Origin of the sequence: Methanobrevibacter sp. V74 (assembly GCF_963082495.1) — an archaeon.
GTDB lineage: Archaea > Methanobacteriota > Methanobacteria > Methanobacteriales > Methanobacteriaceae > Methanocatella.
Genome location: NZ_CAUJAN010000004.1, coordinates 333672 through 357758, shown reverse-complemented (window position 1 = coordinate 357758; position 24087 = coordinate 333672). Strand labels below are relative to the sequence as shown.

Annotated in this window: 19 protein-coding genes, 1 tRNA gene and 1 pseudogene; 11 read left to right on the top strand and 10 right to left on the bottom strand. The window is 27.9% G+C overall.

Annotated elements, in window-relative coordinates; all coding sequences use genetic code 11:
- Positions 1–828 precede the first annotated feature (828 nt).
- Positions 829–1599, top strand: a complete 771-nt coding sequence (locus tag Q9969_RS08875) for a V4R domain-containing protein (RefSeq protein ID WP_305515517.1) — start codon at positions 829–831, stop codon at positions 1597–1599.
- On the opposite strand, the gene cobI is transcribed toward Q9969_RS08875, so the two are convergent.
- Positions 1596–2297: a precorrin-2 C(20)-methyltransferase gene (gene cobI, locus Q9969_RS08870; protein WP_305556679.1), complete on the bottom strand. Its 702-nt coding sequence runs from the start codon at positions 2295–2297 to the stop codon at positions 1596–1598. The two genes, Q9969_RS08875 and cobI, sit on opposite strands and share 4 nt — an antisense overlap.
- A 75-nt stretch (positions 2298–2372) precedes the next feature.
- On the opposite strand from cobI, the gene Q9969_RS08865 reads away from it, so the two are divergent.
- Positions 2373–4202 carry an ATP-dependent DNA helicase gene (locus Q9969_RS08865; protein WP_305556672.1) on the top strand — a complete coding sequence of 610 codons (1830 nt, stop codon included), beginning with the start codon at positions 2373–2375 and terminating at the stop codon, positions 4200–4202.
- A 1-nt stretch (position 4203) separates the two neighbouring features.
- On the opposite strand, the gene Q9969_RS08860 is transcribed toward Q9969_RS08865, so the two are convergent.
- From Q9969_RS08860 to Q9969_RS08835, 6 genes are all read right to left on the bottom strand, one after another.
- Positions 4204–4277: transfer RNA gene (locus Q9969_RS08860), tRNA-Arg, on the bottom strand.
- 16 nt (positions 4278–4293) lie between these two features.
- Entirely contained in the window at positions 4294–5292 is a 999-nt protein-coding gene (locus Q9969_RS08855) for a topoisomerase IV (protein ID WP_305556657.1), read from the bottom strand.
- Between the two features lie 11 nt (positions 5293–5303).
- Entirely contained in the window at positions 5304–5615 is a 312-nt protein-coding gene (locus Q9969_RS08850) for a transcription factor S (protein WP_305556654.1), read from the bottom strand.
- A gap of 57 nt (positions 5616–5672) precedes the next feature.
- Complete coding sequence (locus Q9969_RS08845; RefSeq protein WP_305515529.1) at positions 5673–6098, bottom strand: NUDIX hydrolase; 426 nt, start codon at positions 6096–6098, stop codon at positions 5673–5675.
- A 29-nt stretch (positions 6099–6127) separates the two neighbouring features.
- Complete coding sequence (locus Q9969_RS08840) at positions 6128–6406, bottom strand: DNA-directed RNA polymerase subunit L (RefSeq protein ID WP_305515532.1); 279 nt, start codon at positions 6404–6406, stop codon at positions 6128–6130.
- A gap of 14 nt (positions 6407–6420) precedes the next feature.
- A complete protein-coding gene (locus tag Q9969_RS08835) occupies positions 6421–6990 on the bottom strand; it encodes an exosome complex RNA-binding protein Csl4 (RefSeq protein ID WP_342765953.1) in 570 nt (189 codons plus the stop codon).
- A 335-nt stretch (positions 6991–7325) separates the two neighbouring features.
- Between Q9969_RS08835 and Q9969_RS08830 the strand changes: the two genes are divergently transcribed.
- From Q9969_RS08830 to Q9969_RS08800, 7 genes and pseudogenes are all read left to right on the top strand, one after another.
- Positions 7326–7598: a hypothetical protein gene (locus tag Q9969_RS08830; RefSeq protein ID WP_305556651.1), complete on the top strand. Its 273-nt coding sequence runs from the start codon at positions 7326–7328 to the stop codon at positions 7596–7598.
- A 6-nt stretch (positions 7599–7604) separates the two neighbouring features.
- A complete protein-coding gene (locus tag Q9969_RS08825; protein WP_305556645.1) occupies positions 7605–8174 on the top strand; it encodes a transposase in 570 nt (189 codons plus the stop codon).
- Entirely contained in the window at positions 8095–8718 is a 624-nt protein-coding gene (locus Q9969_RS08820; protein WP_305556628.1) for a transposase, read from the top strand. Before Q9969_RS08825 ends, Q9969_RS08820 begins: the two co-directional genes overlap by 80 nt.
- 3121 nt (positions 8719–11839) lie before the next feature.
- Positions 11840–12256, top strand: a complete 417-nt coding sequence (locus Q9969_RS08815; protein ID WP_305556625.1) for a hypothetical protein — start codon at positions 11840–11842, stop codon at positions 12254–12256.
- A 15-nt stretch (positions 12257–12271) separates the two neighbouring features.
- On the top strand, positions 12272–13879 hold the full coding sequence (locus Q9969_RS08810) for a hypothetical protein (protein ID WP_063720327.1): 1608 nt from the start codon (positions 12272–12274) through the stop codon (positions 13877–13879).
- 742 nt (positions 13880–14621) lie between these two features.
- Positions 14622–15824: pseudogene (locus Q9969_RS08805) on the top strand (ATPase, T2SS/T4P/T4SS family); the annotation flags it as partial.
- Between the two features lie 7 nt (positions 15825–15831).
- Positions 15832–16578: a sugar phosphate isomerase/epimerase family protein gene (locus Q9969_RS08800; RefSeq protein WP_305556597.1), complete on the top strand. Its 747-nt coding sequence runs from the start codon at positions 15832–15834 to the stop codon at positions 16576–16578.
- On the opposite strand, the gene Q9969_RS08795 is transcribed toward Q9969_RS08800, so the two are convergent.
- The 3 genes from Q9969_RS08795 to Q9969_RS08785 form a co-directional block, all read right to left on the bottom strand.
- Positions 16575–18890, bottom strand: coding sequence for a DEAD/DEAH box helicase (locus tag Q9969_RS08795; RefSeq protein ID WP_305556594.1), 2316 nt, complete (start codon positions 18888–18890; stop codon positions 16575–16577). The genes Q9969_RS08800 and Q9969_RS08795 overlap by 4 nt on opposite strands.
- Positions 18891–20148: 1258 nt before the next feature.
- Entirely contained in the window at positions 20149–20526 is a 378-nt protein-coding gene (locus tag Q9969_RS08790; protein WP_305556591.1) for a PIN domain-containing protein, read from the bottom strand.
- Entirely contained in the window at positions 20516–20749 is a 234-nt protein-coding gene (locus Q9969_RS08785) for a hypothetical protein (protein WP_042692044.1), read from the bottom strand. Before Q9969_RS08785 ends, Q9969_RS08790 begins: the two co-directional genes overlap by 11 nt.
- A 287-nt stretch (positions 20750–21036) precedes the next feature.
- Here Q9969_RS08785 and Q9969_RS08780 point away from each other — a divergent pair, with 287 nt between their 5' ends.
- Both Q9969_RS08780 and Q9969_RS08775 read left to right on the top strand, forming a co-directional pair.
- Positions 21037–21345: a hypothetical protein gene (locus tag Q9969_RS08780; RefSeq protein WP_305556565.1), complete on the top strand. Its 309-nt coding sequence runs from the start codon at positions 21037–21039 to the stop codon at positions 21343–21345.
- Between the two features lie 645 nt (positions 21346–21990).
- Positions 21991–24033 (top strand): hypothetical protein, encoded by a 2043-nt coding sequence (locus Q9969_RS08775; RefSeq protein ID WP_305556562.1) that lies wholly within the window; start codon positions 21991–21993, stop codon positions 24031–24033.
- Positions 24034–24087: the final 54 nt, after the last annotated feature.

Sequence of the window (24087 nt, the reverse complement as noted above, 5' to 3'; positions counted from 1 at the left end):
TTGATTTCACTTCGTAAAATTGACTTCAATGGTGGAGGGTAGTTGATAGTTTGTTAATTTGGATATATAAACATTTCTATTAGTATTTATTGTTAAAATGTTCATTTTTTTGAGAAAAAATTGTGTCCATAATCCTTGTATTTTTCGAAATTTTGCTAAACATTAAAACATAAATTGTCTATAAAAAAAGTCAAATGTATAAATCAGAAATGCTTCAATAAGCATTAAATTAATGTTTCACGCCTAATAGGGCTTTATTATCCTTTTTATTATCCTGTTTATATAAATTAAATAATAGTGTCAACAAATGCCTTCCAAAAATTTTATCACTTGTAAAAAATAAAGTTTGTATCAGAGTTTTAGTGGTCCGAATCGATAAGTATCGGAACTTTTTTATTAGTTTTATACGAATTGTTTCAATAAGTGTGAATTATTGTTGGAGTATTGTATCAATTGTTATGGCTGTGAAAAACATTCCATTTAGAAAACGAACAGGAATCTTGCCATCTTAATTTCCATTTGAACCTCAGTAATAATCCCAGGATACTATTCACTTAATTTTTGGCTGGACAGAATTATAATCAATATAGGTTATAGTTTCGTGTTGACTGCTTATAAATTATATGCTGATGGTATGTGATGAAAACATTTTAGTATACGAACTATTTTACATGTTTTAAACGAACAGTTCGTATTTTTAACATTATTTATCTTATTGTATGTTTAATTTTTTTTCAATATTATTGAATATTTTAGCAATTTTTGATTTTTAGATAATTTTATTAATCAATAAAATTAAATATTGTTATATCTAGTGGGGGATTAGTTATGAGCGAACAAAAACCAATTCAGATTTTTTCAAACTTGAATGAGAACATCGGTGTTAATGTTGTAAAAAGTCCAGTAAAATTGACAATTCTAGAAATGCTTAGAGATAGCGAAATGGAGTTTGAGGAAATTGTAACAAATACAGGCAAGTCAAAATCCACCGTATCAGTTCATTTAAAAAGCTTAAGAGAAAATGGGATTATTTCATACAGAGTTCATCCTATAGATAATAGAAAAAAGATATTTTTTATAAATTCCAAATATTTAGGTTCTGTAAACATATCCGAACCAAAAGAAATTGAAGAAACTAGTTCTGATTATTTAATAGAAAATATAATCGAAGGGGATGAGGAATTTTCAACATTATTGTTCCATACATTAAAAGCAATGCTTATTCAAGAAGGGGTAAACATAGATCCTATTTTACAATCAACCGGAAATAGCATTGGCAAATCTATTTTTGGAAGGTTATATGATGATGATTTATATATTTTCATGGAAAATATTGCTAATTTTTGGCAAAGAAAAGGACTCGGCAGATTAACCTTTGATGTTGGTCAGATAATTAAAATCACAACATATGATTGTTTTGAATGTAAGTTATTGCCAAGAACCGGAAAACCGGTATGCTTTTTAGACACCGGAATCTTTGAAGGTTTATTCACTAAATTCTTTAAATTGCCTGTTAGCGTAATCGAAACTCAATGTTACACTATGGGTGATGAAAAATGCGTATTTGAGATCGAACCTCAACAGGTTAAATCTCATTAATCATCAAATTTAATTATTGTGGTTGTCAAATAGGGTTTTTCATTAAAAAATCCTTCAATTATCTTTTCGTTTTCACGTGTACAATTTTGAACAGAATAGATTTTTTTAGGCCTATTTTTGGCTTCAATTGCAGATTCTAATTTAGAAGTGTTTCTTGATGCCTTCATAAGCACAATAGAATCACTATATTCTAGAACTTCTTCTAATCTATCATCTATTTTAGGAACAACAGTTAAAATATCATTCTGTTCAACAAGAGCCTCATTTTTAGCAGCGGCACAAGCCGTAAATGAAGTAATTCCAGGTACTGTTTCAATTTCATAGCTATCAATTAATCTTTTTTGCACATAAGAATAGGTGCTGAATATTGAAGTATCGCCAAGGGTTATAAATGCAACGTCTCTCCCGCTGTTTAAGTATTGTGCAATCATTTCAGATGCGCTGTCCCAAATTTTTTCAAGTTCTTTTTTATCTTCAATCATTGGAAAAATAGGCTCTACAATCATTAACCTTTTATAATCTTTTCTTTCTTTAAGTATAGGCCTTACAATAGATAATGCAATGCTCTCTTTTTCTTTTGCAGATTTTGGTGAAAATACTACTGGGACTGTTTTTAAAATATTAGCAGCTTTCAATGTTAATAATTCAGTATTTCCAGGGCCTACGCCAATTCCAATTAACTTTCCTTTCTTTGCCATATAATCACTTAAATATAATTTTGTAAAATAATTGTCTACTAATTATTTATAGTATACCTAACTAATATATTTTTAATGTCAAATTCAATGTTTTGTCCAAATTGTGGAATGCTAAAAAGCAATTGTACTTGTGGAAAGTACAATAATGATAAACCTAAGAAACCTACTAACTTATTCAGCTTTTCAAAATCTAGAAGTTCATCTATTTCAGACGATGATATTCCTGAGGTTTATTCAGCTGAGGATCACAGGCAAGATGAAGGGACGGCTGCTTATTTAAAGGAAATTTATCCTAATATCGATGAGGATATAATAGTTAATTTCCCATTCAAAGAACCGAGAATGGGGCAATTAGACATTATTCAAGACATCAATGATGCAATTAAAAGAGGATATAAATATATTATTCTAGAGGCAGGAACTGGTACAGGCAAGTCTGCAATAGCTACAACTCTTGCTAAAATGTATGGGTCAGCATATATATTGACAATGACTAAGCAGTTGCAAACCCAATATTCCAATGAGTTTTCTTTTCCATTAGTTAAGGGCAGAGGAAATTTTGCATGTCTTCATGATAATTTGGAGTCAACTTGCGATATGGGGGCATGTAAAACAACACCTACATCAAGTAAATTTTTCTGTCCCTATGGGGTTGCTAAAAATCCAACATTGGATGCAGAATTGGCTTTTGAAGATTCACATGGTGGAACTATATTTTATCAATCGGATAATCACTGTCACTATTGGAATCAGAAAGCTAATGCAATAAACTCCCCAATAACTTTAATGAACTATGATTATGCTATTGTTGAGTTGAATTATGTAAAACACTTCGGTACTCGCTCATTATTGATTTTAGACGAAGCTCATAATATTGAAAATAAATTAATGGCTACAATGGAAGTCAATTTGTATAATAGGACTCTTGAAAAAGACATTAATAAAATAATGTCCAGATCCATTTTGGAAGATGGTGAGCTTGAAGACTGGACAATGGAAGTTGATGCAATTAGAGACGCTTATGAAGATATTGATTTAAAAGATGTAAGTAAGAACAAGGCCGATAGGATCAAGTCAACAATTGGAAGACTTAAAACTCTCAAAAACAATCTTGAAAAAGAACCTAAGAACTGGGTCATTGATAGTGATGAAACTGGAGTGTCATTTAAACCATTAAGGGTTCATCACTATGCCAAAAACAATCTGCTTAAATATGGGGATGTTGTCATATTTATGAGTGCAACAATTTTGTCCCATAAAATGTTTTCTAAATGGTTAGGTTTAAATCCAAATGAAGTTTATCACATAAAAGTCGATAGTCCATTTACAAAGGAAAAAAGGCCAATCATTCTTAATTTGGCAGGTAAAATGTCTGCAAATAGGATTAAAAAGACAGCTCCAAAAACAATTCCAATCTTGGAGGAAATCCTAAAAAAACATGAGGGGGATAAAGGTTTAATACACACCCACAGTTATAAATGCCAACAATATATTCTTAATAATTTATATAACTCAAGATTAATATCACATACCTCAAAAAATAGGGAACAGGTACTTAATTTCTTTGAGAAAGATGAAAATCCTTTAGTGCTGGTCTCACCATCAATGAGTGAGGGTGTTGACTTGCCTTATGATAAATGCAGATTCCAGATTATTTATAAAATGCCTTTCCCATACTTAGGCGATAAACAAGTCAATATGAGGATGAAACGTGATAAAAAATGGTATGCTTATAAAACTGTAATGACATTAATGCAGGCATATGGTCGTGGAATGAGGGCTGAGGATGATTCATGTTACACCTACATTATAGATAGCGATATTAACATGTTATTTAAAAGTCCGATGTATAGATCATTAATGCCTGACTTTTTCAAAGAAGCTGTAGTTCGTATTAAAGAATAAGCGGACCTGGAGGGATTTGAACCCCCGATTTCAGGATCCGAAGTCCTGTGTCATTCCTGACTAGACCACAGGCCCATAAAAATTAAATAGATTATTTCTCTTTTGTTTTCTTATCTTTTGAATCAACAGAAATAATTTCTAAGTCATCCATATCTTCTACTTCAGCGAAAATATCATCAATGGATTCACTATCAAGTTTAGCTTGTTCATATTCCTTTTCTTCAATTTCTTCAGCAGTCAAATCTTTTTTTTCATGTGATTTTTCTTTTGCTGGCGGAATATTTTCGATATCCTCTGATTTTTCTTCAACTTCTTTAACTTTTTTAGTAGAATCAGTAGGTTTTTTAAGAGAAGATTTCAAATCATCCATATTAAATTCTCCCACCTTGTAGGAGTCCTTATCTAATGGAATTTTGCTTTTTGGGATAACTTTTGGGGATGGTTCTTCTTTTTTTGGTTTAGGAGGGTCTTTTTTTTCATTTTCAATTGAATCAATGCTCTTTGTAATATTTGACAATGGATTTCCAAAATCTAATAGTTTGTATAGGCTATAAATCAATAATAATGCTCCAATTGCAAGGAATATAATAAAAGCAAAGCTGGTTTCTCCTGCAACAACATTGTCGATAATTCTTTCGCTGCGGGATTGGAAAATAAATATTGATATGATGATTAAGATCACACCTATGGCACCGCTTACAATAGCTAAAATAGGTTTTCCACCAATTTTTGCATTCATGACATTATCAAAGTTTTCACTTATTTCCCCAACGAAATCTTCATTATATTCATCGGCAATGTTTTCTTCATCGCTATCTTCAATTTTTGGGGGTTGTATAATAAAATCCTCATTAATTAGGTTTTCTTCTAAATTAATAGCACTTTCGTTTTCATCGCCTGGATGGTAAATGAATTCATCATCAATTTCTAATTTCTCAAAATCACTGTCTGAGTCTTCATTGAGATATTCGATTAGCTCGTTATCTTCTTCTATATCTCCATAATTATCGATTTCATCTTCTTCTTTGACATTATTAATCATGTCTTTGAGATTAGAAATTCTATGCTCTTTTTCTTTAGAATCTTTCATAAGCAAACCTCTTAGTCGTATGCTCTCCACGTATGCTTACATTTGGTACATGTAAAGATACGGGTAGGAGCTTCATCTGCACTGCGAGTTTGTAATAATTTATAAGTAGCTTTGTCATTTCCGCATTCCGGACAAGTTTCATTTGTAATTGGGCCAACATCAATATCCTTTCCAAGTATTTTAACATTGTCTTCAGCATTAATTTCTTTAGAAACTTCATACATGTCATTTTTTTCTAATTCATTAGAATATCCACATGTTTTACATTTTAAAATGCCATCGTTAGGAAGCATCATCGCTCCACATTTTGGACAAAATTCCATATTAACTCCCCCTTTTAATACATTATATTTAAGTTAATCACTTATTTAAATATAACTTTATAAATCTATTTTTTTAGATTTAACTAAACATTCTTTTATTATTTTGCCGTGGTCAAAAGCAAGGTTGATTTCATCTAGTTTTGCTGCATTAAAAATGCCAATATCTTTAGCATCACTGGCTGCTTTACGAGCTCTAAAATCACCTTTAGCAGTATATGCAACAGTTACTGTGTGTCTTCTCGGATCCCTATCTGGTGCGGAATAAACATTGACTAAATCTTTGATTTCAACATCAATGCTGGTTTCTTCTTTCGCTTCTCTTATTGCCGCACTTTCCACACTTTCACCGTATTCGACAAATCCTCCAGGCAACGCCCAATAATCTTTAAAAGGATCATTTTTTCTTTTAATCAATATAAAATTGAAATCATCATCATAAATAAAAATATCGGTAGCTAATGAAGGAGTTTTATAATCTGCCATTAAATCACATAAAAATAAACTTATTGAAGCTATAAAGCTTCATCAAAAAGTTTTTTAAGTTCAGAGCTTTCATTTTGGAGTTCTTCAGCTGCTTTTTTCAACACGTTTCTTGGTCGTTTTCCTCTTTTGGTTTTAATAGTCATTTCAGGCTTTCCGGTAAGGGGATGATCAATGTTGTAAACAGCATATTCTACATCAGGGTTTCGCATTAAAATATGTCTTAAAGCATTGTAAACTCCATGACTTTCATCAGAAACAACAAAAGTGAGTTCCAAAGTTTTATCTTCAATAATTTCAAAATTTTCCATTTTATCAACCTTAATTAATCATTAACATAATTATTAGAAACTTTACGTCTTTCTTTTTTGTTACAAGTATTACATTGAAGTTCGCTTTCTTTTTGTGTAGTGTGCATGTAATCTCTACAACGGGTACACATTGCTTTTAAGACTCCACAGTCCTCATCAACAGTTCCCAAATCAACATTATCTCCAGTTATTTTAATCACTTTTGCTTGAATAATGTCTCCAATTCTAAAAGCGTCTGATAATTTTTCTAAGTAGTCTTTTTTTGCTTGTGAAATATGGATTGCACCCATATATGGCAGAGCTAATGGTCGTCCATTATCTTTCATACATTCAATTGTTACATTTGCTCTTTGAGGCTTGATATCGGTAATTTGACCGTAAACGATATCTCCTACTTTTAAAAGAGCAGGTTTTGCATCTGACACAACAGAAATAACCTTTCTTTTTTGATTAATTTTAACATTTCCAAGTACTGTGGATTTAATGTCACCATCATCATCATAAGTACCTTCTCCTGGGAGATACTGTTCTATAATTCCTAATTTATCTCCAGGCATTACAATTTTTTCATTTTTCATATTCAATTAAAATCACCAAAATAAAGATTTATAAAAATTTCTTTAATATAACAATTTTATTTCTGTTCATATTTAAAACTATTTGTACCTTTCCATTCCTAGAAACTTAAGATTTTTTATTTTTTTTATCATTGTTTATTCATTGAAAATTGCTAATTTTGATTTATTTTGCTTTAATCAGTTATTATTTATTTTAATACTTTATTAATTAATTTTAATTTATTTATATCTAATTTTAATAATTATTAATAGTTTATTTTAAATATTATTAATTATATATATATTTATATAAGTAATTAAAGTTTTTTAATCATGAATTTATTTGATTGGGGGTTGGATTGATGTATTCTTATGATAGATTTGTCAAAGATTTTTTCAGTTTATTTGATGTTTTTATATCTGAAAAATATGTAACTGAAGATAATAAGTTTATTAGAGATAGAAAAATGACTCAAAAAGAGTATACAACATTTATTCTTTCTCAAAGAAGCTGTACATCTTATATTGAAACGATTAGATTTTTCACAATAGGATTGAATAAGAAGTTTAAAACAATTTCTAGCCAAGGAATTGGAAAACAAAGAATGTTCATTGACCCAAAAGTTTTTTTTTAAATTGATATGAATGAATCTTTTATTGACCAATTATATGGCAAATATTCTGGATTTTCAAAATTTAAAGGATATATTGTTAGTGCTTGTGATGGAAGTATTATTGATCTTCCCAATGTTACTTTAACACGTGAAGAATTCCCTGTTGGTGATGAAAACCTGTTAAAAGAAAAAAGAATTCGTGCAAGAGTTTCATGTCTTTTAGACGTTCATTCTAAACATATTTTAACAGCAAAAATTGTTGAAACAACAATAAATGAAGTAGATTTAGCAATTGAACATTTAGAGAACTTAAAACAAAGATTAAACATTACAAAATTAATTACCATTTACGATCGAGGATATTCATCAATCGAACTCATGGCAAAAACCATTGATTTAAACTCTAAATTTTTAATAAGACTACCAAAAAATGTATTTAGACATTTAATCAAACAAATGAAGACTAATGATGAAATTATAAAAATAAATTTAACAAATAATAGATTAAGTCATTTTGATGATGATGAAAAATTTAAAAGAAAAAGCAAGAAAGATGGGGCGATTAGAAATTCGCATAGCATTAGTAGATATTGGTAAGAACGAACCTGAAATACTTGCAACAAATTTAACATCTGAAGAATTCTCAACAGAAGATTTAAAAGAATTATATGGTAAAAGATGGGCAGTTGAAACTGGATTTGACAGATTAAAAAATTTAATCGAAATCGAAGATTTCAGCGGAATTCGAAGAACAATAATCGAACAAGATTTTCACGCCCACATATTCGTTTATAACCTAGCAATGACAATTAAAAATCATGCAGAAAACAATATAACAAGAATACCCAGAAATAAAGATGAAAAAATAATTTATCAGTCGAATTTCGCAAAAATAACGGGAAACATCTATTTATTCTTATTTGACCTAATATTTGAAACGCAAACGAAAAGAGAGCAAATAATCGATTTTATAGTAAAAGAAGCATCTAAAGAACTAATACAATATAAAGAAAATCAATACAATAATAATAATCAGAACGAAAAACCCCGGATGTTTATAATAAACATCCAGGAAACAAGAAAAAAACACACTAATCAAATAATTTCACCAAAAATTAGTGAGTTTTCACATCTTGTTTAATAGTTCTGTTCACAAATCATATAAAAAACTTACGAAAATCAAATCCTAATCCCAAAATAATATAACAACGTTATCAAATAAACAGAATTAATAAAAAATTTCACATGAAAAATCTTAAGTTTCTAGGAATGGTACCTTTCAAAATGGCACTTTCAAAAACTTATGTGATTTAAATATCTGCAAGTTTTTTATTAAAAACTTTTTCTTAATATTTGGAGTTATTTTTATAATTTAAAGCTAATTAATCTGTTATTTTGAAAAAATTAAATGAATAGATTAATCGAAAAAATTAGTTATCACACAAGTTTTTGAAAGAGTCTTCAAAATCAAAGAAGAAATACCAAAATTACTAACAGACGATAAAAAACAAATACGACACACAATAAAAGAGAAATATTAAAAATAGCCAAAAAAGACATAATGTGCACTAAAATAAAAGCAACTGCCAACGAAGAAAGAGATAAAAAGAAATAAGACAGCTTAAATTAAAAAAACCTTAGATTGACAGCATTGGGAAAAATAGAAAAGTTAATTAATTTCTTTCCCCAATATAGTATTGAGGGTTTGTATTTTTTGTTCATAATATGCCCTCAATCCTTAATAAAACTTTGTATAATACTAAAAATCTATTTTTAAACTATTATAACTTTCTATAACGTAAACAATTAAATATCAATTATTTAAAAATCAATAAAATTTTCACTATCTTTAAATAAAATGAAGAAAGAATTAATTAAATTGATTTGCAACTTTGGCACTTGCAAAATTAAATAAGACAAATAACTATTTAAACAAAGAAATACAAATATTGAATTACTAATTTTTAAAAATAACAAATATAAACATGATATATAACCAATAAACTAATAAAATATTAATAAAATAGAAAACAATAATTTTTAGAAGAAAAATTAAGTTGGCGATATTGTAAGTTTGTTTGAAAATTATGTATTTTTTGTTAAATTTAAATTCAACTAAAGCATTTTTGATATGTGTTTTAGCAAATTCCGGATCATATTCTCTATAATCAAAATAAACCACATTTAATTTAAAATCAAACATTTCTAAGAATAAATCAACGATATTAAGTGAAATAATGTTTAGAAATGTAGAGAACATTTCCTGACCAAATAAGCAATATTTAAATAAGTCTTCGACACAATATATTTCTGTAGGTTTTTTATTTTTAGGTTTCATGTATAATAATTAACCTACATCTAATTTTAATGTTCCTATAAACTCGGGACTGTCAATTTGTTAGGTCTTCATTTCGTCTTTTTATCCAGCCATCTTTTTTGTGCATTAATGCACTCCATAATCCTCTTGTTTTATAACTTCTTTTTTCATATTTAGGCATTGTATTACCATTGAAATTCTCTATTGTTATTTGTACTTTCTAATTTTTCTTTATAATCTTTTTAGAGAAATTTTCGATATTCTGGGAAAAATTCTTTTTCAAAACATTCGACTAAATGTTCTGGATAATGCTTTATTTTTTTCTTTTAAAGGGTGTTCGCCAAAAGCAATTCATCTAGGCAACATTTTCTTTATTTTTACAATTGAAGCATTATTCGTGTTTGTCAAAAATTAATTTTTGAGTTTTGGCGGACACTCTTCTAAATTGAAAAGTTACAATGTTGATGAAATAATAATTTAATTCATCCATTATTTATTCACATATTTCTCTAAAACAGATTATAATTTTTTATAGCATTTGGAGATAAACCTCTTGGTTTAACCAACTTTCTTAACTGAACATCCTCTTGAAAATTTGGTTTTGGTTGTCCTGATTAATGGATATGCAGATTACTAATGTTTGGTAACCCACATAATACATGGCATTAAGAGTAAGCTACAAAAAATCATGACAATTTTAGGCAGTGCAGTAATGTCCTGTTGTCGCACCTTTTTTTAATGGTATTTGGTCGAATGATCCTACTTCTTCATTTTATGCATTTTTCTTATTTTCGGAAATCATATGTTTATCTGTTAGTATGTAATAGGGGGTTTGTATGGTATTAATTGCCTAATTGAAGGTAATGAGAATTGTGTATCATGTTTTGGACTTTTATTTGCTGCGTAATTTTAGGATCATTCGTGTGTCAACATTTGATTGCAATATTGGTTTTTAATGTAAGCTTTTCGTGATTTGCCTCTATATTATGTGCATAATAATTTTATCAGCATAGTCGCTTGTGTGCCCAGTTCCATCCATATGGCAACTAATTTTACATTCTGATGGATGCATAAAAATTAATTAAGTCATTTAAATCTTTTAATTATGGTGTCTGACATTCTTTTACAAAGAATTTTTTGAATAGTTGTGAAGTGTGGTAGCTTATTAAGACCTAGGAATTTTCTTATTTTATCTATAAGCTCCAAACATTCAACTATTTCACGATAGGTTGGTCTTTAAATAGGTTTTCATTGCTAAAATAGTGAATAATTGTGGCTGATTGTACATAATAGATTGCCTGTAATCACAGGAAATACTTTGGAAAAATCCATTTGGAATAGTTATAGGTTAATTCAACAAAATTTTAACAGCATATTTTTTCATGTTTAGCAATGGAAAAAAATAGTTTTTTCTTCTTGAGGTTCATTTGTTAATTTTAAGTCCAAAATCCAAAAGGTTTAACTGTCTTGAATTCAAATAATAAATATGGAGAATATTTTATTTTTTTCTTCATATTAATATATATTCTCCATTTTAATATATATATAGTTATTTATCGCATTATTTGGATAATAGTAAGTTATATTTCAAGTGTAAAAAAATTAAAGAAATAAAATCGCTTAAAATCAAAATCTAAGCATTTTTGGAAAAATTTTTTTGCTAAGTACACGTTCAAGTGAAAAATAATAATGAATGAAAAACATGTTAAAATTAAAAATAAAGAATTTATATGACTTATTTAGACAAAACAACTAAATAAATTCGATGTTACCATAAATTTTGATATGGTTTCTACAAGGTTAAAATCATATAATTTTGAGTAAACCTACCAATAGAAAGAGTATAAAAAAGATGTCCTCAGAAAGTTTTTAAAAGAAGAAAAAATAGATATTAAAATAAATAAAATAAGAAAAAATATGTAGTGTATTTACTGAATGTTTTCTCTTGAATTATTCAAAACATCATTGCTCTAAATTATCCATCGGAACTCATAAAGTAATCATAGAGAGTGGAGAACCAACTCAATACCTGCAAGCTGATTCAAAAACAAGTACGATAAAAATAAATAAAGCACCTACTATAGTAAATGCTAAAGATATAATTCATAAATACAAAGCAAACAAATATTTTACTGCTAATATTAAAAATAAAGTTACAGGAAAAACAATTACGGGAATAAAGGTTTTTCTTAAAGTTTTCACAGGAAAAAACTACAAAACATACACATTAACAACAAACGATAAAGGTACAATTTATTTAAATACAAAAATTTTAAGTGTAGGAACACATAAAGTTATTATAAGTTCTGCAAACAACAAATACACAATATCATGTACCAGAAATATAAAAATAATAAAATAAAAGGAGGATATAATAATGAATAAAATATTAATATCAACATTATTATTAATTATTTTAATATTCAGCATAGGATTAGTATCAGCTAATGAGAACATTAATGATACAATAATAGAAGACAATACTGATGCTCCAAATCTTTCTTATTTATCTAATATAGATAATGTTCCTTTAAAAAAAACAGGTGGAGTAGTTAGATATGTTAATGGAAGCACTTTTGAAGATATTCAAAAAACAATTAACATAGCAAACGATAATGATACCATTGTCCTTAATGGAACTTATAAAAGTACTGGTCATCAAATAATTGTTAATAAAAGCATAACAATCACAAGTGAAAATGGGCACAGTACTTTAGACGCTAATAAAAAATACAGAGCATTATACATACTTTCTGACAATGTAGTACTAAAAAACTTAAGAATAATAAATGGGAAAGTAAATGGGGGATATTTATCTATCTTGGAACCTTTAGAAAGTGGTCCTGGTGGTGCTATATATTGGAAAGGTAATAATGGAACTATAATCGCTTCATCAATATATAATAATGAATTTTATAGTGTAAGTTATGGTGGAAGTGGTGCTATTTATTGGGAAGGGGCAAACGGAACTATTCGAGATACATTTTTCTTCAATAACACAGGATATCATGGAATTATGGGTGCTGCTTCTCATTATAAGTTTTTAGAAGGTGTTGTTCATGGTGATTATATTGGAGATTTATATGATAATGATCCGTCTAAACCTGCTAGATTTTATTGTGTTGTTGTAAACTCTAAAGGACATTTAACTGCTAATAATCTTTCCATCAACTATGGAACAGCAGGTAATTTTCTTGTTAAATTTAGTTTAGGAGATATTCCATTTAAAGGAGACATTGTTAAAGTACACATATTTAAAAAAGGTTATGATAAAATATTTAACCTAACTATTGATGATAAGGGTTTAGGTGTTTTAAAGTTACCTGATAACTTAAATGATGGTATTTACAAGGTTGAATTAAGTAGTCATGATAAACTTTATAAGTATAGTGCTAATGCGATTATTAAAGTTAATAAAGTTCCAGCATTTATCCATGCTGATAATTTTAAAACCATATATAATTCAGGAAAATATTTCACCGTTGAACTTATGGATATAAAAAATTATTATTTCATTAGCAATGTTAAATTAGCATTAAAAGTCAATGGTAAAACATACTATGCAACTACAAATAAAAATGGAAAAGCCAAATTTAATGTATCAAAATGGAAAGCAGGAAACTATAAAGCTTATATTAATATTTTAAACAATTATAAATCACCAACCCAAAAGGTTAATATTAAAATCAATAAAATCCCCACAATTGTAAAAACAAATAAAATCACAGCAAAAATCCACAAAGACAAAAAATTAAACATCAAAATCATCAACAAAAAAACCAAAAAAGCAGTACCTTTTATTAAAATCAAAGTAAAATGCTTCACAGGAAAAAAATACAAAACATACACATTAATAACAGATGAAAAGGGACAAACTCACTTACACACATGTTGTTTAAAAGTCGGAACACATAAAGTAGTTATAAAATCAGCAAACCAAAATTACGCAATAAACAAAAACACTAAAATTAAAATAAAAAAATAAGGATTAAAACTTATATAATCCTTATTTTAACAATATTTATTATAACTGCATTTTTTTAAAACATAGATATTCTTATCTTTGTTTATTAATTTAGTTATTATAATAGTATTGATTAAGAGGGGTTATTTCATTGATGAATGGTAAAATATGAAATCTCTTTCAAAAACTTGTGTGATTTGAATTTTTTGTGGCATGAAAAATTTCTCTACTATTTATTATTTATTTTTAATTTAAAAGTAGTAAATTGTTTATATCAGCTTAAACTAATATATAGAATTTCTATGTAATAGTATGGAGTCTATATGACTTAAATTTTTTGATTTGGTACTTGAATTTTCTGAATTCCGTGAATTTGAAGGTCTTTCTCGTTTGAATGTGAATCTATTAATAATAGTTCTAATTATATTAGAAAAGAGGGGCAAAATTCATTTTGAGAATAAAATTGCTAAGTTGTCCTTCTTGTAAATCACCAAACAATATTAAAAATGGAATTTTACGAAACGTAAACTTATATTTTTAAGAATTGATGAAAACTTAAAAAATGTGGTAAAATTTTTTCACACTGATTTATATTTACCTGTTTCTAACAATTCAAATATTACATTCGCTGCTGATTGTATTGATGATTTATATCAGTTTATGATGCAGGACTTCATAGAAATCTCTTATTACTTAAAAAACAACATGATGTTGAAATATCACAACCAATTGTGTATTTACTGAATGTTTTCTCTTGAATTATTCAAAACAATATAGAATTTCGATAGCAGAAGTGCCTTTTTCTGAAAGTTTAGAAATAACCGCAGTTAAACCTGTTGTTAATATTGAATTAAGTGATTATCATTTATCTGATAAACTAATGGATAGGATAAGAACTAATGCAGAAGGAATATTAATATCCGGTTCACCAGGAGCAGGAAAAAGTACTTTTGTACAATCTATTGCTAAATTTTACTCAGAAGAACTAAATAAAGTTGTAAAAACAATGGAATCGCCAAGAGATTTGCAATTACCCAATGAAATTACACAATACAGTCCCCTTGAAGGAAGTATGGAGAATACTGCCGATGTTTTACTTCTTGTTCGTCCAGATTATACTATTTATGATGAACTAAGAAAAAATAATGATTTTAATATATTTGCAGATATGAGATTAGCTGGTGTTGGAATGATTGGTGTTGTGCATGCAACTAGACCAATTGATGCAATTCAAAGAATAGCTTCAAGAGTAGAACTTGGTGTGATACCTTCAATTGTTGATACTAGCATCTATATTGAAGATGGTGCTGTTAAAAATGTTTATGAAACAAAAATAACCGTTAAAGTTCCAACTGGTATGAAAGAAGCAGATCTTGCAAGGCCTGTTATTGAAGTTAGAGATTTTGAAAGTGGAGAACTTAAAAATGAAATCTACACTTATGGTGAACAAACAATTGTTATGGATGTTGATTTAGTAAATCAAGATACTGATTTACAATCACAAAAATCATCAGTTGAAAAAATAGCTGAAAAAGAAATTTTAAGGAAAATAAAAAGGATACTACCTAAAAAAGCAAAAGTAGAAGTTGAAGTAATATCACCTGAAAGAGCTAAAATCTATTTTGAAGAACAACACATCCCAGAAATCATTGGTAAAAATGGTAGGCGAATAGCTGAAATTGAAAAAGATATCGGAATAAGTATTGGTGTTGAAGTGCTTGAAAAAAATATTCAAAATAGAAAATCCTTTGAAATTGACATAATTCACACAAAAAAACAATTAATTTTAGATTTAGGTCGTGACAATGGTAGAAAAAACTTTGATATTTGTATAGGTGGTGAATATTTACTTACTGCCACCACCTCTAAAAAAGGAGAAATTAAAATTAAACAAGGAATTGAACTATCTAATTTTATTATAGAAGCTATAGAAATGGGATTAGAAATTACAGCAATTAAAAAATAGTGATGATATGAAAATTGGTGCATCAACATTAGCAGGGATAAATGACAAATTAGAAGATAGTTTAGAATTTATTGAAGAGTTAGGACTTGAATATGCTGAAATTCTACACCAGTACCCTAATCAAGATATTAATATAGCCAATGTAGAAAGCTTTAATTTAAAATATTCTATGCATGCTCCATTTATGGATGTTAATATTGCTTCTTTAAACAAGCTTAGTAGAGAAAACTCAATTAAACAGATTAAACAAACAATAGATACTGCTAATAAAATTAATGCTGAATGTGTTGTTGTTCATCCAGGTTTAATTCCCTTTTTAGCCAGAGGTTTTGAAAAAGTTGTTTATGACTTATCTAATGAATCTATAAAAGAACTTGGAGAATATGGGCAAGATTTAGGAGTAATGGTAGCTATTGAGAATATGCCTTCTTTTGAATCAATGATGTATCAAAAATTAGAGGATTTAAATGAAACATTAACTTCACTTGACATGTTCATGACTTTAGATATTGGTCATGCTAATCATATTGGATATGCTACAAACCAAATGTATTTTGATTGTATTAAACACATCCACATGCATGATAATTTTGGTGATGATGACTCCCACCTTGCTTTAGGTGATGGATCTATTGATTTAAAAAGTATCATCAATACTTTTGAAGATAAAAAATATGATGGCATCTACATCATCGAAGTAAATGATAATGATTCCATTAAAAAAAGTTATGAGTATATAAAAGAAAACTTTTAAATAAGACGCTTTTCTTTTATTTCATTTTTAAAATATAAATATTTGGAATCAATAACATTCCTAATACTTTTAGCTGTTTTTAAACCAATTCCTTCAACTTCTTGAAGTTCACTTTCAGATGCATTAATAACATTAGATACAGAGCCAAAATGCTCCAATAAATTTTTAGCATTAACAGGCCCAATGTTTGGAAGGGATTCTATAATAAATAGCTGTTGTTCAAACAAACTCAGTGGTTTTTTATCTGTTCTTATTTGAATAGGAACTTTCTCACCACTTTGTTCACGAATAGCTATTCTTTTAATCATAGCTGCAGTATCCTGAGCGTTTCTTGTTGGAATAATACTAATACCAAAGTCAAGTGCAATTGAAGCTATAGAACCTCTAATAGCATTAGGATTAATCATACCCGAATATAAGTCATCGCCTTCAAGAATCATCAAAGGACGTTTAAACTCTTCGGATAATTCACGAGCCTGTTTGAATAATCTTTTATCAACAATTGAATCAACAAAATCTTTAGCAGTTTTTCTCTCAATAGCTACTTCATCACTTACCTGATAATCGGCAACTGCCATTGATTGGATTTTAACATCAATTTCCATTTCACTTAAATGTCTAATAACTTTAGAATTACCTTCTCTTGAATCAGCAAAAACCAAAGGTAATTTTTCATTTTCAGGCTTATCAATGACTTTAATCTTTTTTTCATTTTCCATTCTTTCAACTGCAGATTCATTAAGTTCGGCTAAAACAACAGGATCTATTAATTGATTTTTCATCCTACTTTCTTTGTAAATTGAAGAATAATAATACCCCTCATCCATTGTTCCCGTAGTTATAAGAACTTTTACACGACCAGTTCTTTTACGTCCAGTTCTCCCCCTTCTTTGAATCATCCTAACTTCAGAAGGAACCGGTTCATATAATATGACCAAATCAACTGCAGGAATATCAATACCTTCTTCAGCTACACTTGTAGATAATAAAACATCATATTCGCCCATTTTAAAGGCTTTTATGATTTCTTTTTGTTCTTTTTGAGTTAATCCTTTTTCCCCATCCCTAGAAGCTTGTCCATAAAATTTAACAGATTTGATTCCTTCTTTTTCTAGTTTTTGATGAATCATTTCAAGTGTATCTCTGTATTGTGTGAAAACCATAATTTTAGAAGATTTAGAATCTTCTTTTTCGTATCGTTTAGATTGTAATTTAGTTTGACCATCACTAGTAGCCAACTCTTTTTTAAGAATTTCAGTTACTTTTCTAAGTTTTGGATGTTCCCAACCATGTTTTTCAGCATCACGAGCAAGTTTAACAGCACGTCCAAAATTATCATCATAAATTAATGATTTAGCTGCTTTAGTTTTCTTTTTACGTAAACGCCCTATATATTTATTAAAAGTTTGGATTCCTTGAGTTTCAATAAGGCCTTGTGCATGTTGAATGTTAATAACAGCACTTAATATTGAAATTGCTTGAAAAGATTCTTTAGAAGGATTTGCAGTTCTTCCAATTTCACTTTGAATTTTGGCTCTAGCTTTTAAAATATCCCCTTTGTTTACAGAAACAGTTTTAATAATACCCATATTTTTTAAAGCTTTAAGTCGGATTTTTAATGCCTTATCAACGTATTTTTTAATTTTTTCAAGTTCACTGCTCATTTTTACCTTAACCCAATCTATTTCAACTGGATTAAAATATGGTTTTACATCATGATCCTCCTCAGTTTTAACTACAATATTTTGAATAAATAAATTCTCACAAACTTCTTTTATTTTTTCTTTATCAGAACCTGGAGAAGCAGTTAAAGCTAAAATCAAATTATAATTTGATTTTTGAACATATCTAGATGCCAAATAAACATAAGAATAAGAACCTACTCCATGATGGCATTCATCAAAAACTATTAAAGAAACATTATTTAAATCATATCGACCTTTTAGCAAATCTGATTCAACAGTTTGAGGAGTAGCACAAACAACTCTTGATTCTTCCCACCGTTTAGTTCTCTCATCAGTTTTAACCGCTCCTGTAATTGATGCACAAGGCACCATTAAAAATTCTTTAAAACTAGCTTCGTGTTGAATTGCTAGTGGTTTACTCGGAGCTAAAACAAGAACTTTTGAATTTTTAACTTTATTCAATCTATCTGCTGCAACTAGAATAGCTACGATAGTTTTACCTAATGCGGTAGGTGCAACAACCATAGTATTTCCTTTTTTTAAAACATCCCCCGCTAAAACTTGTTGGTATAACCTTGATTCTATAGAGTTTTCTTTAATTAAAGGATGTTTTATATAACTAGTCATGATTAAACCTGCATATTAACATTTTATATATTTAATTATTATTTAAAGCATTATTAATATATTAACAAAGAGCATTTGCTAAGTAAGTGCGACGGGATAGGGTCTCCTTTTTCCCTACTCTTGTATCAGTGAGACACTTCTTGTATGAAGTTGTTTTAATCCCTGTTGTGTTGGGATTTCCTCCTGTGAAATTCTTAGCTTGGTAACGAGCCTAAGAAGTTGCATGAGCAAAATGTCTAATGAAACACTAGTATCCAGTGTTGTCAGGTTTTTACAGGGCTAGAGGAAGAATAAGAATGGTTAATTAAAGTGAACGAATGCAAGCATCGTGACAAATGACGATAGGTAGGATACAAAGCACTATAAAGAGTGCTACTATCGATTGCAATTAGGAAATAAGTACTTTACTTATGCTTATAACGCACAACCCGTAGAATTGCCGGTGTAAAGTTCGAACCTTACCTTATTCGTATCTGATGGGAGATTAACCCGGTAAGCCATTTGAAGTCCTAAAAGAAGACTCTTTTTTTAGGTAAGCGGATTGCGAATGAAGTGGAATTCTTCAGGTGGTAGAGGATTTTGAAAAAAGCGAAAGCCGTTAATTATCGAAAGATAACAGGAAAACAGGGAAATTATTAACTGTGAACGGATACCTGCCCTTTTGTGGTAGGCATGGAAACATGGCTAACTTTCAAAGAGTAGACAACGTGTAAATAAAACTATTAATGTTTGTTTGTTAAAAGGATGGTGATAAAGTTGAGTTATGCTCAAAACAACATTGTTTTAGAGTCCACAACATCATACGCTACGATATGGTCTGATACTGATTGGAAGAAGACCTATAAGTATGTAAATAAACAAAGATTTAGGATATTTCGTGCCGAAAGTGAATATTTTCAGATAAAGGTCTATTTGAGCCGTATGTATCGAAAGATACACGTACGGTTCTCGAGAGGGTGCGGATGAGTAATCATCCAATCCTATCTAACTATCTTTCATTATAATTCATAAATAACATTATTTTATAGCTCCAAGAGTTTTTTTTATCGGATCGTGATTTAAAAATATATTATCATTTAATTTTTCAATTACAATTTTAGAATGAAATTCCCTCAATAATTAGTTATAGATGTTGTGTTTCTGTTAATTTTTTAATAAGAGCATTTAAATCAAAAATTTTATTAGTTAAAAATAAAATACGCAATAATATATTTATTCCAATTTTAATAACTCAATTTCTTTAAATTTATTGAAAAATTTATCTAATGAAACAACATAGTCCAACATCAAGGTTATTAACAATAATAATGCTTGAACAATCAATAAAACTAGCTTTATAATTTTTTTCATTATATTTTTTAAATAATGTAAAAACCCTATCATTATATTTTTCTATTTCAAATTCATTGATAATATTAAAATTATCATTTAAGAAATAATAAGCTTTTTCAGTTAATTTAATATTCTTGGTTTTCATCATAACTACAGTTATTACTTCATTTAAAACACCATTACTAATATAACACTCATTTTCAAATAATATGTCTTTATTTTTTTCAATGATTAATCTAGACTTGTCATTCTTTTTAAAAATAGGTATGATAAATGAAGTATCAATGAATATTTTATTCATCATAAATCAACTCATCTATATTCCAATCTTCTCCATCATCATCTATCATTCCAAATACATCATCAAATGTTGTTTTTTGTCTAGGAGTTATTATTATATTATTATCTTGAATATCCCAATCAAATATAGTATTTTTATCAATAGGAAAGTCTTTAAATTCGTCTTTTATTATTTTTGGTAAATGTAACTCATCATTTCCATATAATTTACTAGTTGCTAAAGTCATAATAATCATGTTCTTTTATAATATGAATATTATTATTTAATCAGATAATATTTATATCTATCGGAAAATCTGATTTGACTATTTATATCAAATATTGAAATCTTACTCTAATTTAAAAGAAGTAAAATTAATATATTAAATGAATCTAATATATTAACATGAATAATAAAAATATAAAAACTTCAAATAGTTATTATATTGGATAAACAATTTAAACTTTACGAAAGGATTCCAGAATTTTCTCGATCGAACCAATGAAGATAAAATTCGAATTGGGTGCAATTCTATTGATAATTCTTTGTTTGTTTCAACAAGAAAAGGTGAAAAAATATTTTAAGCCAGTTAATGTAGTTTGTCAGGAGTATAATTCACGTGATATTGTTAAAAATGGAACTTATTCTAGAAAATTAATTTTTTTAGAAATTGGAGAAAAGAATTGTGTTGTTCAGAAATATAAATGTAATAAATGTGGCCATATAATTTATACGGATCTTTCTAGTATTGTTAATGGAAACTCAAATATTACTATTCCTGTAATTGAGCATATTGAGTTTTTGTATAGTTATTTTAATGGAAGTCTTCATAAAAATTCGTAAATTATTGAAAAAAGAACATAACATCGAAATCACATCAAAACGTAGAAAACATCATTTTTAAAGTCTGATTATGAAATTAAGCATGAAATGGACTTTTTCAGGATATTATTATATTTAGGAATAGCCTTTGGATTAAAAAGAGAATGGATAATTGGAAAGTATCTTTTTAGCTTTATTCGACTTAAAATTAAATACAATATTGGCTAAAAGAATTGGTCGATTCAGAGACAATTAGATAAACGTATACAACTTCTTTAAACCAATCACTACGCAACCAAGAGAAAAAAAATGCATCATAACAGAATTTCAGAATTCAAAAAAAACTCACTAATTACTTCAATGACTCAAAAATAGCAATACATTAAAAAATTATTTAAAACAGATGAAGGAATTTTAAAAAGATTTAATCTAAAACTTAAGTATTAGAATAAAAATATAATGTGATTTTCTAAAAATCACTTAAGTTTTTGAAAGTGCCATTATATTATAATTAATAGTTATCTTTATTAACTATTTAAATGTGAAATAATATTATTAAAGTTAGTTGAAATATATTAAAAATTAATATTATTTTGATTTACTTTAATATTTAAATAATGTCATGAAATATGGCAATTAGAATAATAAAGAGGGTTGAAATTGAAAATGAATAAATATTTATTATTATTTTCACTATCCATTATATTTTTAGTTAGTATTAGTTATGTTTCTGCTTTTGAAGATGTAAATAACAATTTAACATCCACAAATGATGCTAATTTATTAACTATTAATGATGATGTGGAAAATACGAATTTAATTTCTTATTCTTCTGATGATTCTAAAAAAGCATCTAACATTGATAAAAATTATGTTATCAATCAAAAAAACTATAAAATATATTTTGATGATAATAAAGTTTTAAAAAGTAATTATGGTGGAAGCAAACTCACATTTTATGGTGCTTTTAATGATTTAGGCGCGTTTACTATAAATTCAACAGATACCAAGATTACTGGAAAAAATACTTTATTTTACAATACTGTTTTTAATATAAATGCTAATGGCGTGATGTTAACTAATTTAAACTTTGTTTGTAATGATGATTTTAGCTATAATGAAGGAGCTTGTATTTTAATAAATTCAAATAATGTTACAATTTATAATGTCAACATTAATTATACTGTTCCTAAAAATATTATAGGTTATGGAATTTATTCTAATGGGTTAAATTATAAATTATCTAATTTACAACTCATAAATAATACAGTTAAACTCTATGGAAACGCTATTACAAATGGTTATAATTATGGTGTTGTTTTAACAAACACTCGTGATGCATTTATTTCAGGTAATAATATTATTTGTTCTCTTCCTTTAAGATCTGTTAATTGGGGAACTGTAGGTATTCGTATGGATGCAGTTGCAGCATTAGCAGCAGAGTCATGTTACAACCTAAGATTATCTGATAATTATATAAAATGTAGTGTTATTAATAGTTTAAAGAAAGGATATCCAACATTAGATGCTGTACTAATTTATGCATGCAATAATTCGACAATTGAGAGAAATATTATCCTTGAAAGTGATTATATTACTAAAAATGGTACTGATAATTATTTGTATGGTTTAGATGTGTATTTTTCTAGTGATGTTATGATTGTTGGCAATAATATTCATATCCGCACTACTGGTGGTAAAGAAGCACATGGTACTGCTTATCCAATTCAAGTAACAGGTCATGCTGAAAATGTACTAATAGCTTTTAATAACATTAGTAGTTATAGTAACGGTCCTAATATTGGTATTTATTCACAAAATTACAATGGTATAACCCAATTAGATATTGTTAGTAATTTTATTAATGTTACTGGAGTCGCAAGTAAGCATTATTGGGCTTTAGTAAGTGGAATTGAAGTACAAGATTCTGACGATAGAATATTTAATAATACAATTATTGTTAATACTGTAAATAAATTTGAAAAAGGATTTAATGTTTATGGTATAAGTTACACTCAACCTACTAATGGGAATCATAAATATAATATTCAATACAACAATGTTTCAACTAACAGTGATCGTGCAGTTGCACTTAGAGGCGGTGGTAATTCTATAGTATCAGATTCTATTGTTGCAAATAATATTTTAAAGACTAGAAAATATTGTGGAAACCGTGCAGTAGATGCAATTGGACCGAGAAATGTTGTCGTTAATAATACTGATGGTTCTAAACCTGTGCGTAAAATGAGTGCTAATGAATACCCTAATTCGTTGAAATATTATTTTGATAATCCATATAAAGGAAAAGGTTTGTCATTAAGTTGGATGAATACTAAAGGAAATTCTATTAGTGGAAATGGAGATAATGGTGGAAAATCTATTAATTCTGGAAATGGTGGTACTAATAAAAACAATGTTTTTGGAAGAAACCCCAATAATACTAAATCACAAGCCCATAATGGAAATTTAAATTCATCACATTATACTTATGGTACTTCTGGTGTTGATATTACAAGTGCTTCTTCCTCTTCAGGTTCAATTGAAGGAAGTAGTCAATTAGATGCTTCTAATTCGAAATCTTATGAGGTAAGTAAAAAAATAGATACTTTAGATGGAATTAATTATATTCAAATGATTACAATAGTTATTATTATATTAATTTTCTCAATCATAGGATATAAAACAAAAAACAAGAAAAATGAATTATAAAACTTAATTTAAACAGTATAGGTCTAAAAATAGACCTTTTTTTACTATTTTTTA